Origin of the sequence: Streptomyces sp. NPDC058457, assembly GCF_042720695.1 — a bacterium.
Classification (GTDB): domain Bacteria; phylum Actinomycetota; class Actinomycetes; order Streptomycetales; family Streptomycetaceae; genus Streptomyces.
This window is the reverse complement of record NZ_JBHXLU010000101.1, coordinates 32783-42163: the sequence shown is the minus strand read 5'-3', so window position 1 is coordinate 42163 and position 9381 is coordinate 32783. Positions and strand designations below refer to the sequence as shown.

At 72.5% G+C, this 9381-nt stretch carries 8 protein-coding genes and 2 pseudogenes; 8 read left to right on the top strand and 2 right to left on the bottom strand.

Annotation, left to right across the window (positions count from 1 at the left end):
- Window positions 1-895 (top strand): annotated as a pseudogene (locus ACFWPS_RS45540) (FAD-dependent oxidoreductase); the annotation flags it as partial.
- Between the two features lie 240 nt (window positions 896-1135).
- The gene (locus tag ACFWPS_RS45535; protein WP_383717829.1) at window positions 1136-2170 is read left to right on the top strand and encodes a cytochrome P450; all 1035 of its coding nucleotides are present in this window, start codon (window positions 1136-1138) and stop codon (window positions 2168-2170) included.
- Between the two features lie 48 nt (window positions 2171-2218).
- Here the strand turns inward: ACFWPS_RS45535 and ACFWPS_RS45530 are convergent, their stop codons facing one another.
- The gene (locus ACFWPS_RS45530) at window positions 2219-3037 is read right to left on the bottom strand and encodes a CDP-alcohol phosphatidyltransferase family protein (RefSeq protein WP_383717820.1); all 819 of its coding nucleotides are present in this window, start codon (window positions 3035-3037) and stop codon (window positions 2219-2221) included.
- A 121-nt stretch (window positions 3038-3158) separates the two neighbouring features.
- Here ACFWPS_RS45530 and ACFWPS_RS45525 point away from each other — a divergent pair, with 121 nt between their 5' ends.
- The 5 genes and pseudogenes from ACFWPS_RS45525 to ACFWPS_RS45505 form a co-directional block, all read left to right on the top strand.
- Entirely contained in the window at window positions 3159-4142 is a 984-nt protein-coding gene (locus tag ACFWPS_RS45525) for a dehydrogenase (protein ID WP_383717818.1), read from the top strand.
- Window positions 4143-4301: 159 nt separating this feature from the next.
- Entirely contained in the window at window positions 4302-4700 is a 399-nt protein-coding gene (locus ACFWPS_RS45520; RefSeq protein ID WP_383717815.1) for a 6-pyruvoyl tetrahydropterin synthase family protein, read from the top strand.
- Between the two features lie 5 nt (window positions 4701-4705).
- The gene (locus ACFWPS_RS45515; RefSeq protein ID WP_383717826.1) at window positions 4706-5899 is read left to right on the top strand and encodes a glycosyltransferase family 4 protein; all 1194 of its coding nucleotides are present in this window, start codon (window positions 4706-4708) and stop codon (window positions 5897-5899) included.
- Complete coding sequence (locus ACFWPS_RS45510; RefSeq protein ID WP_383717813.1) at window positions 5896-6918, top strand: trans-aconitate methyltransferase; 1023 nt, start codon at window positions 5896-5898, stop codon at window positions 6916-6918. Before ACFWPS_RS45515 ends, ACFWPS_RS45510 begins: the two co-directional genes overlap by 4 nt.
- Window positions 6915-7796: pseudogene (locus ACFWPS_RS45505) on the top strand (YbhN family protein); the annotation flags it as partial. The gene ACFWPS_RS45510 and the pseudogene ACFWPS_RS45505, both read left to right, overlap by 4 nt.
- Before the next feature lie 98 nt (window positions 7797-7894).
- Here ACFWPS_RS45505 and ACFWPS_RS45500 read toward each other — a convergent pair.
- The gene (locus tag ACFWPS_RS45500; RefSeq protein WP_383717811.1) at window positions 7895-8653 is read right to left on the bottom strand and encodes a creatininase family protein; all 759 of its coding nucleotides are present in this window, start codon (window positions 8651-8653) and stop codon (window positions 7895-7897) included.
- Window positions 8654-8691: 38 nt separating this feature from the next.
- Here ACFWPS_RS45500 and ribA point away from each other — a divergent pair, with 38 nt between their 5' ends.
- Window positions 8692-9351, top strand: a complete 660-nt coding sequence (gene ribA / locus ACFWPS_RS45495) for a GTP cyclohydrolase II (protein ID WP_361302153.1) — start codon at window positions 8692-8694, stop codon at window positions 9349-9351.
- The last annotated feature ends 30 nt before the right edge of the window (window positions 9352-9381 follow it).

Below are 9381 nucleotides of genomic sequence, written 5' to 3'. Positions count from 1 at the left end.
CATCGGGGCGGGGTTCACCGGCTCCGAGATCGCCTCCGTCTGCCGGGAGCGGGACATCCCGGTGACCGTCGCCGAACTCGCGCCGTACCCGCTGGCCGGGGCGTTCGGCGCGATGATCGGCGAGGTGGCGGCGGAGATGCAGCGCGCCCACGGTGTCGACCTGCGGTGCGGGGTCAAGGTCACCCGGCTGGAGAGCGACGCACAGGGGCGGCTGCGCCGTGCCCACTTCGACGACGGCGGCACGGTCGACGCCGACGTGGCGGTGGTGGCACTCGGAAGCATCCGCAACACCGAGTGGCTGCAGGGCTCCGGACTGGCGGCGGGCGTGTGGGGAGTCACCTGTGACACGGGGTGCCGCGCCCTCGACGTCAACGGCCGCGTCACCGACGACGTCTTCGCCGCGGGAGACGTGGCACTCTGCCCGAACCCCCACTACGAATCCCGGCTCATCGCACTGGAGCACTGGGCCAACGCCGTGGAGCAGGCCGAGGTGGCCGCCCACAACATGGTCAGCGCCCCGGCGGACCGCCGCCCCCACGTGTCCGTCCCGCGGTTCTGGTCGATCCAGTTCGGTGTCAACATCAAGTCCGTCGGCGTGCCGACCCTCTCCGACGAGATGGCCGTCGTCCAGGGATCGCTGGACGACCACCGTTTCGTCACGGCATATGGCTGTCGGGGCCGCGTCACGGCCGCCGTGAGCTTCGACAACGGCAAGCGGCTCGACCACTACCGGCGGTTGATCGAGACGGCCGCGCCCTTCCCGCCGCCCTGCCCCACGCCCGACCGGCCGGCCGACGGCAAACCGGTGCCCGTCGACTTCCCCGACCCCGCCCTGCTCGCGCGGGGCGCCACGGTGGTCGTCACAGGCGATGCCCCGGGTGAACCCCGCGTCACGGCCGTACACCGGCATCGGCGGGAGGTGGGCCGGACGGCCACGACCGGGACGGCCGACACACTGCAACGGATCTTCGACCAGTCCGCCCGGGCCGACCCCTACCCGCTGTATGCCGAGTTGCGCAGGACGCCGGTGGCCCGGAAGGAGGACGGCAGTTACGTCGTCAGCACGTATCGCGAGATCACAGACGTGCTGAACGACCCGCATCTGAGTTCTGACGTGCGCAATCTGTCGCGCCCGATGCCCTCGGACGACGGAGGGCCCCCGTCGTCGTTCATCCACATGGACTCGCCCGAGCACGACCGTCTGCGGCGGATGGCGACGCGCCGGTTCGGCCCCCCGCACACCCCTGGACTGGTGACCGGGCTCGAAGGCTTCCTGACCGCCACCGTCGGCAACCTGATCGACGATGTGGCGGGCAAGGAGCGGATCGACGTCGTCGACGATCTCGCCGTCCCGTTCCCCGTGACCGTGACCTGCCACCTGCTCGGCGTGCCCCGCGAGGACGAGCCGAGGTTCCACCTCTGGGTGAACGACATCATGAACTCGATCGACTACAACCCGGCGACCGACCCGAAGGAGAGACTGGACAAGGGCGAACAGGCCCGCAAGGACCTGCTCCAGTGCCTCGGCGCGCTGGTGGAGCAGAGTCACAGCCGGCCGGCAGCCGGCCTGCTGGCACGGTTGGCCAACGACGACGGGCCGGACGGGCGGATGACCGACGCCGATATCGTCGCCACCGCCAGACTGCTCCTCATCGCCGGCCACGAGACCACCGTCAACCTCATCACCAACGGCATGCTGACGCTGCTGCGCCACCCGCAGATCCTGGAACGACTGCGCGGCGAACCGGACCTGGTCGTGCCGCTGGTCGAGGAACTGCTGCGCTACGAGCCGCCCGTGCACGTCATTCCCTGGCGGGCGGCGTACAGCGACATCACCGTCGCCGACACCGTCATCCCCAAGGGCTCGCAGGTCATGCTGATGCTGGCCTCGGGCAGCCGCGATCCGGACCGCTTCCACGAGCCGGACCGCTTCGACCCCGACCGGCGTGACAACCAGCACCTCGGCTTCGGCAGCGGCATCCACCTGTGCTTCGGCGGCCCGCTGGCCCGACGGGAGGCCCAGATCGCACTGGGCGAGCTGGTACGCCGCCTCGACCACCCGGCACTGCTCGCCGACCCGCCACCGTACCGGCGCAGCCCCGTGCTGCGCGGGCCGATCCATCTGCCGGTCGAGCAGGGTGACGATCGGCGCGGCAGCCGAGGGCAGTAGGGGCAGCGTCACTGCGACGGCGCCACTGCGGCGGCCGGCGTCCCCGGGTCAGCGCAACGCCAGCTCCAGCATCTCGATGCCCTCGACCTCGACGGAGGTCTCCGAAGTCTCCATGGACGCGGCCACCGTGGGCACCTCCAGCATCGGCACCGTCGTCCGGGCGTTGTGCCACAGCCACAGCACGTCCCGCCCGAAGGACCACACCAGGGAGCCGAGCGCCAGCAGCACCACGCCCAGGTTGGCCAGGTGGGGCAGCAGGTCCGCGCCGGCCAGCAGCAGGCAGATGCCCTGCATCGCGGCGACCGTCTTGCGGGCCATGGAGTGCGGCAGCGGGGCGTTCAGCCAGGGCGCCGCCTTCGCGGCCGCGACGAACGCGTAGCGCATCCCGCCGATGAGGAGGACCCACGGGCCCAGCTGCGTCGACACGTACACGCTCAGCACCAGGATCAGGAACGCGTCGACCTCCATGTCGAAGCGGGCGCCCAGCGCGGTCGACGTGCCCGTGCGGCGGGCCACCTTGCCGTCCACGCCGTCGAGGATGAGGGCCACGGCCGTCAGGCCGACCAGGAGGGTGACCGGCGGGGAGCTCTCGAAGGAGTCGGCGACCAGGGCGGTCACACCGCCGACCAGGATCGCGCGGCCGAGGGTCACCCGGTTGGCGGGGCCGAAGGAGCGGGGGCGAGTGCGGTGCAGGGCCCGGGAGAGGACCGCCCAGGTGGCCATCGCGAACGCGAGACCCGTCAGCCAGCCGGCCGGCCCCATGCCGATCGCCGTCCCGAGCAGGGCCAGCAACAGGATCTGCACGCCCGCTCCCACAGCGGTCTCCTGCTGGACCAGCCTGGCTTCGTAAGTGTTGTTCAGGGCCACCGCACGTCCTCCGGCCGAATGACAGAGTCGATCAACGCCGCGTACTGTGCGCGGCCTGTGCACTTCTCGCTGTGCACATCTCGGTACGTGAACCACTTCCCGATCGTTCAGGAGGATGCCGATGAACTCCTCGGCCCGCGCGTTCTGGCTCCGCTCTCCGGGCCACGGAGAGCTGCGAGACCTCACCCTCGCGGAGCCCGGCGAGGGCGAGGTCCTGGTGCGCTCGCTGTACTCGGGAGTCAGCCGTGGCACCGAGACACTGGTGTTCCGTGGCGGGGTGCCGGAGAGCCAACACGCCGTGATGCGGGCGCCGTTCCAGGAGGGCGAGTTCCCCGGTCCGGTGAAGTACGGCTACCTCAGCGTCGGCGTGGTCGAGCAGGGTCCCGATGGGCTGATCGGGCGTACGGTCTTCTGTCTGTATCCGCATCAGACGCGTTACGTCGTTCCGGTGAGCGCGGTGACGGTGGTACCGGAGCGGGTACCCCCGGCGCGTGCGGTACTCGCGGGCACGGTCGAGACCGCCGTGAACGCCCTGTGGGACGCGGCGCCGCTGGTCGGCGACCGGATCGCGGTGATCGGCGGCGGCATGGTCGGCTGCTCGGTCGCCGCCCTGCTCGCCCGCTTCCCCGGCCTGCGGCTCCAGCTGGTCGACGCCGACCCGGCCCGGGCCAGGACCGCGGAGGCCCTCGGCGTGGACTTCGCGGCCCCCGAGGACGCCCTCGGCGACTGCGACCTGGTCGTGCACGCCAGCGCCACCGAGCAGGGCCTCACCCGCGCGCTGGAACTCCTCGCGCCGGAGGGCACGGTCCTCGACCTGAGTTGGTACGGCGACCGGCGGATCGCCCTCCCGCTCGGCGAGGCCTTCCACTCCCGCCGCCTCACCGTGCGCAGCAGCCAGGTCGGCACCGTCTCCCCGGCCGCCCGCGCCGGCCGCACGTACGCCGACCGGCTCGCCCTGGCCCTGGACCTGCTGGCCGATCCGGCGCTGGACGCCCTCATCACGGGGGAAAGCGCGTTCGAAGAGCTGCCGGAGGTGCTCCCTAAACTCGCCTCCGGGGAGATCCCGGCCCTCTGCCACCGGGTCCGCTACGGCGACAACGGCTGACGGAACGTCCAATAACGGCCGATGCGGCCGCCAAGAGGTCCTGACCTGAGAAAAGAGTGAGAGTGGACTGAACGCGGGGAAGCCAAGAGCCGTATTAAGGGCATCCCCCGGCAGGGATCAGCCGGGGGACCAGACGCGCCGCACCTGGAGGGTCGTCCGTTGTTCAGCATCACCGTCCGCGATCACATCATGATCGCCCACAGCTTCCGCGGCGAGGTGTTCGGGCCCGCGCAGCGACTGCACGGCGCCACGTTCCTGGTGGACGCCACCTTCCGCCGTGAACAGCTGGACGACGACAACATCGTCGTCGACATCGGTCTTGCCACCCAGGAACTCGGCGCCGTGGTCAGCGAGCTGAACTACAGAAACCTGGACAGCGAGCCCGACTTCGCCGGGATCAACACCTCCACGGAGTTCCTCGCGAAGGTCATCGCCGACCGGCTCGCCGAACGCATCGAGAAGGGCGCGCTGGGCGAGGGTGCCAAAGGCCTCGCCGGACTGACCGTCACCCTCCACGAGTCGCACGTCGCCTGGGCGAGTTACGAGCGTGCCCTGTGACCGACATGGCCATCGGCCGCCCGTCGGCCCTCACCTACGTGCCCGCGCAGCGCGCGGCCACCGCCGACAGCGAAGCCCCCGCGAACATCGGGATCCTCCCCATGTCCCTGCGCACCGTGCACTTCGTCATGCCGGGCGGTGTCGACGACCCGGCCCAGCCGAGCGGCGGCAACGCCTACGACCGGCGGGTCTGCCTGGACCTGCCCGGCTTCGGCTGGCAGGTCACCCGGCACGTGGTGTCCGGCTCCTGGCCGCGCCCCGAGCAGGCCGCCCGGGACGGCCTCGCCCGCACCCTGCGGGAACTGCCCGACGGCGCGGCCGTCCTGCTTGACGGCCTGGTCGCCTGCGGCGTCCCGGAGATCGTCGTCCCCGAGGCGGAGCGGCTGCGGCTCGCCGTCCTCGTGCACCTGCCGCTCGGCGACGAGACCGGGCTCGACCGGGCCGTGGCCGCAGACCTGGACGCCCGCGAGCGCGCCGTCCTGCGCGCCGTACCGGCCGTGATCGCGACCAGCGACTGGGCGGTACGACGGCTGGTCTCGCACCACGGCCTGGCCCCCGACCGGGTCCATGTCGCCGCCCCGGGCGCCGACATCGCCCCGCTGGCCGGCGGCACCGACGGCGTCTCGCACCTGCTGTGCGTCGCCGCCGTCACCCCTCGCAAGGGCCAGCACCGGCTGGTCGAGGCGCTCGCGGCGGTCCGGGACCTGCCGTGGACCTGTACCTGCGTCGGCGGACTCGGCCAGGACCCCGAGTACGTCGCCCACCTGCGGGCGCTCATCGCCGAGCACGGCCTGACCGACCGGCTGCACCTCGCGGGTCCCCGCGCCGGCGCCGACCTCGACGCCAGCTACGCGGCCGCCGACCTGATGGTCCTCACCTCGTACGCCGAGACCTACGGCATGGCGGTCACCGAGGCCCTCGCCCGCGGCATCCCGGTGCTCGCCACCGACGTCGGCGGGCTGCCCGAGGCGGTCGGCCGCGCCCCCGACGGCGGGGTGCCCGGCATCCTCGTGCCGCCGGAGGACCCCGCCGCGCTCGCCGCCGAACTGCGCGGCTGGTTCGGCGAGGCGGACGTACGCCGCCGCCTCAAGGCCGCCGCGCGCGGCCGCCGGGCGGCGCTCGACGGCTGGGCGACCACCGCCCGCAGCCTTGCCGGAGTCCTGCTGAGGCTCCCTGACGAACCCCGGAGGGCGGCATGACCAGCGAGACCACCACCACGACTCCGGTCGGCGCGATCCCCGCGCAGCCCGGGCCGACGGATGTTACGGATGCAGGAGTGGGACGAGAACGCGAACAGGCGCCCTCCGAGGTGATCGCCGGGGCCGGTCCCGTCGTCCGTCCGGGCGAGCGGGCCACCGTACGGCTGCGGGAGACCGGGCCCGAGGAGCCGCCGCGGTACGCCCCCGAGTGGCTGGAGTTGCGGGAGAGCGCCGACGCGGCCGCCCGGGCGCACGACCTGCTGGACCCGCTGCGGATCCGGCTGGCCAACCTGCCCGGCAAGGCGGGCGGCGTGGTCGTGCACGACCTGGGCTGCGGCACCGGGTCCATGGGCCGCTGGCTGGCGCCCCGCCTGGACGGCGCCCAGCACTGGATCCTGCACGACCGCGACCCCTACCTGCTGCACTTCGCCGCCGTCGCCTCGCCGCGTGCGGCCGCCGACGGCAGCCGGGTCACCGTGGAGACCCGGCGCGGTGACGTCGCCCGCCTCACCCCGGACGCGCTGATCGGCGCCTCCCTGGTCACCGCGTCCGCGCTGCTTGACGTGCTCACCCGGGAGGAGGTCGACATACTCGCCGAGGCCTGCGCCGGGGCCGGCTGCCCCGCGCTGCTCACCCTGTCGGTGGCCGGACGGGTCGAGCTGACCCCCTCCCACCCGCTGGACGCGGAGCTCGCCGAGGCGTTCAACGCCCACCAGCGGCGCGGCGGGATGCTCGGCCCGGACGCGGTCACGGCCGCCTGCGAGGCGTTCGCCGACCGGGGCGCCACCGTCAAGGTGCACCCCAGCGCCTGGCGGCTCGGCCCCGACGAGAAGGCGCTCACCGAGCAGTGGCTGCGCGGCTGGGTCGGTGCGGCCGTCGAGCAGCGCCCCGAACTGGCCGAGCGCGCCGACGTGTACCTGGCCGAGCGGCTCGCCGCCAACGCGGCCGGTGAACTGCGGGTCGTCGTGCACCACAGTGACCTGCTCGCGCTCGCCCGGCCGACCGGAGGCACCTCATGAGCAGCCCCACCCTGGTCCGGGAGACCGCGCCCGTCGCCCCGCTCGCCGTGCCCCGGCGCCTCAACCTCCGCGCCCTCCGCACCCACCTGGGCACCCTCGCCGGAGCCGCGATCATCGCCGTGCTGCTGTGGCGGCTCGGCACCGGCGTCTTCCTCGACGGGCTGCGCCGGATCGACACCCCGACGCTGGTCATCGGCCTGGCGGTCGGCGTGGTCACCACCGTACTGAGCGCCTGGCGCTGGCAGTTGGTGGCCCGCAGCCTCGGCCTGCGGCTGCCGCTCGGACCTGCCGTCGGCGACTACTACCGGGCGCTGTTCCTGAACGCGGCCCTGCCCGGCGGGGTGCTCGGCGACGTGCACCGGGCGGTCAAGCACGGGCAGAGCGAGGGCGACATCGGGCGCGGGGTCCGCGCGGTCGTCCTCGAACGCACCGCGGGACAGATCGCGTTGACCGTGTTCGGCGCGGGCGCGCTGCTGATCCTGCCCTCGCCGGTCCGCGACGAGGTGCGCAGCTTCGCCCCGCTGGCGGCGGCCGGGGTGGCCGGCGCGTGCGCGATCGTGCTCGCCGTCCGTATGAACAAGTCCCCGGGCAAGCGCGGCGGTGCGCTGCGCGCCACCCTCGGCGAGGCCCGCCGAGCGCTGCTGTCGCGGCGGAACGGGCCGGGCGTCGCGCTGTCCTCGGCGGCCATCCTCGCCGGGCACGTCGGGATGTTCGTGGTGGCCGCCCGGGTCGCGGGCTCGGCCGCCTCCGTGGCCGTCCTCGTCCCGATCGCGGTCCTCGCCCTGGTCGCCATGGGCCTGCCGCTGAACGTCGGCGGCTGGGGTCCCCGGGAGGGCGTCACCGCCTGGGCGTTCGCCGCGGCCGGCCTCGGCGCGGACAGCGGCTTCGCCACCGCGGTCGTCTACGGTGTCCTCAGCTTCGTGGCGGCCCTGCCGGGTCTGGTGGTCCTGGTGGTCCGCTGGTACGCCGGACTGCGCTACTCCCGCCCGGCGGTGAGCAGTTCGAAAATCGCGCCGAAGGAATCCGCGAGGCTCGACAGGAGTTCCTTCCCCTTTTCCGCCGATCCGAGGGAAGGGCGGCCGATGACGCCCGACTCGGTATAGGCGGACATTCCCAGGGTGAGGAGATGACGACGGTCGTCAGCGGTGAAATCGGCGGACTCGTAACCAGGGCGGACCAATTCGGGATGAGCGTGCAGCAGAATGGAGGTCTCGATTTCTCCGGCATGCATGTCGGTGAGCGCCGAGGTCTCCACCCCGGCCCCTGCGAGCGCCGTCTCCCAGTCCTCCGCGGCCGGGTACAGCGCCAGCCGCTCGCCCCGCGCGGACGCCTCCTGCACGACGTTGCCCAGCACGTAGTTGCCGCCGTGGCCGTTGACCACGACCAGCGCCTCGACGCCCGAGCGGCGCAGGGAGGCGCCGATGTCGGTCACCACCGCGTGCAGCGTCACCGCGGAGATGCTGACCGTTCCCGGCCAGGCGGCGTGCTCGTGCGAGCAGGAGACCGTCACCGGTGGCAGGAGGTGCACCGGGTACGCGGCGGCGATCTCCCGGGCGACGGCACAGGCGACAAGGGTGTCCGTCGCCAGCGGAAGGTAGCGGCCGTGCTGTTCGAAGCTCCCCACGGGAAGGACCGCGACCTGTGTTGAAACGCCCGCCCCCCTGGTCCGTACCTCTTCCGTGGTGTCCGTCGGCAACAAGCCGTACGCCGCCGTACGCGCGCCCGAACCACTCATCTTTTCACGGCCTTTCGTCTCTGCTTAGGAATCAGATCATGACAGAAAACATCGGCGTACTCGGCACCAAGTCCCCACGGCGTTCGGGCGTGGAACGCGTCGTGAATGCACCGCTGCCCACGGTGTACGGGAAATTCCAGGCGATCGGCTACCTGGACCACGACCGCGGTGACGAGCAAGTCGCCCTGGTCTACGGGGACATCGACAGCGACCGGGTGCTGACCCGGCTGCACTCGGAGTGCCTGACCGGGGACGCCTTCGGCTCCCAGCACTGCGAGTGCGGTGACCAGCTGGCCGCCGCGCTGCGCGCGGTCGTAGCCGAGGGCAGCGGCATCGTCGTCTACCTGCGGGGTCACGAGGGCCGCGGGATCGGCCTGCTCGGCAAGCTGCGCGCGATGGCCCTGCAGGCCGAGGGCCTGGACACGGTCGAGGCCAACCTCGCGCTCGGACTGCCCGTCGACGCCCGCGACTACGGCGTCGCCGCCGGCATCCTGAGCGACCTCGGGGTGCGTTCGGTACGCCTGATGTCCAACAACCCGCGCAAGCGCGAGTCCCTGGTACGGCACGGCATCGAGGTTGCGGAAACGGTCCCGCTGCTGATCGAGCCGTGCGAGAACAACATCACCTACCTGCGGACGAAGCGCGAGCGTCTCGACCACGTGCTGCCCCACCTGGACGCGGTGGCGCACTGGTCCTGAGGTACCGGGCGGCCTCCCGGGGAAGGATCG

Bases quoted from the DNA above. Each gene is read 5' to 3' on its own strand.
- ACFWPS_RS45535 (WP_383717829.1), top strand. From the start codon at position 1,136: ATGCCCTCGGACGACGGAGGGCCCCCGTCGTCGTTCATCCACATGGAC.
- ribA (WP_361302153.1), top strand. From the start codon at position 8,692: ATGACAGAAAACATCGGCGTACTCGGCACCAAGTCCCCACGGCGTTCG.
- ACFWPS_RS45500 (WP_383717811.1), bottom strand. From the start codon at position 8,653: ATGAGTGGTTCGGGCGCGCGTACGGCGGCGTACGGCTTGTTGCCGACG.
- ACFWPS_RS45525 (WP_383717818.1), top strand. From the start codon at position 3,159: ATGAACTCCTCGGCCCGCGCGTTCTGGCTCCGCTCTCCGGGCCACGGA.
- ACFWPS_RS45510 (WP_383717813.1), top strand. From the start codon at position 5,896: ATGACCAGCGAGACCACCACCACGACTCCGGTCGGCGCGATCCCCGCG.
- ACFWPS_RS45515 (WP_383717826.1), top strand. From the start codon at position 4,706: ATGGCCATCGGCCGCCCGTCGGCCCTCACCTACGTGCCCGCGCAGCGC.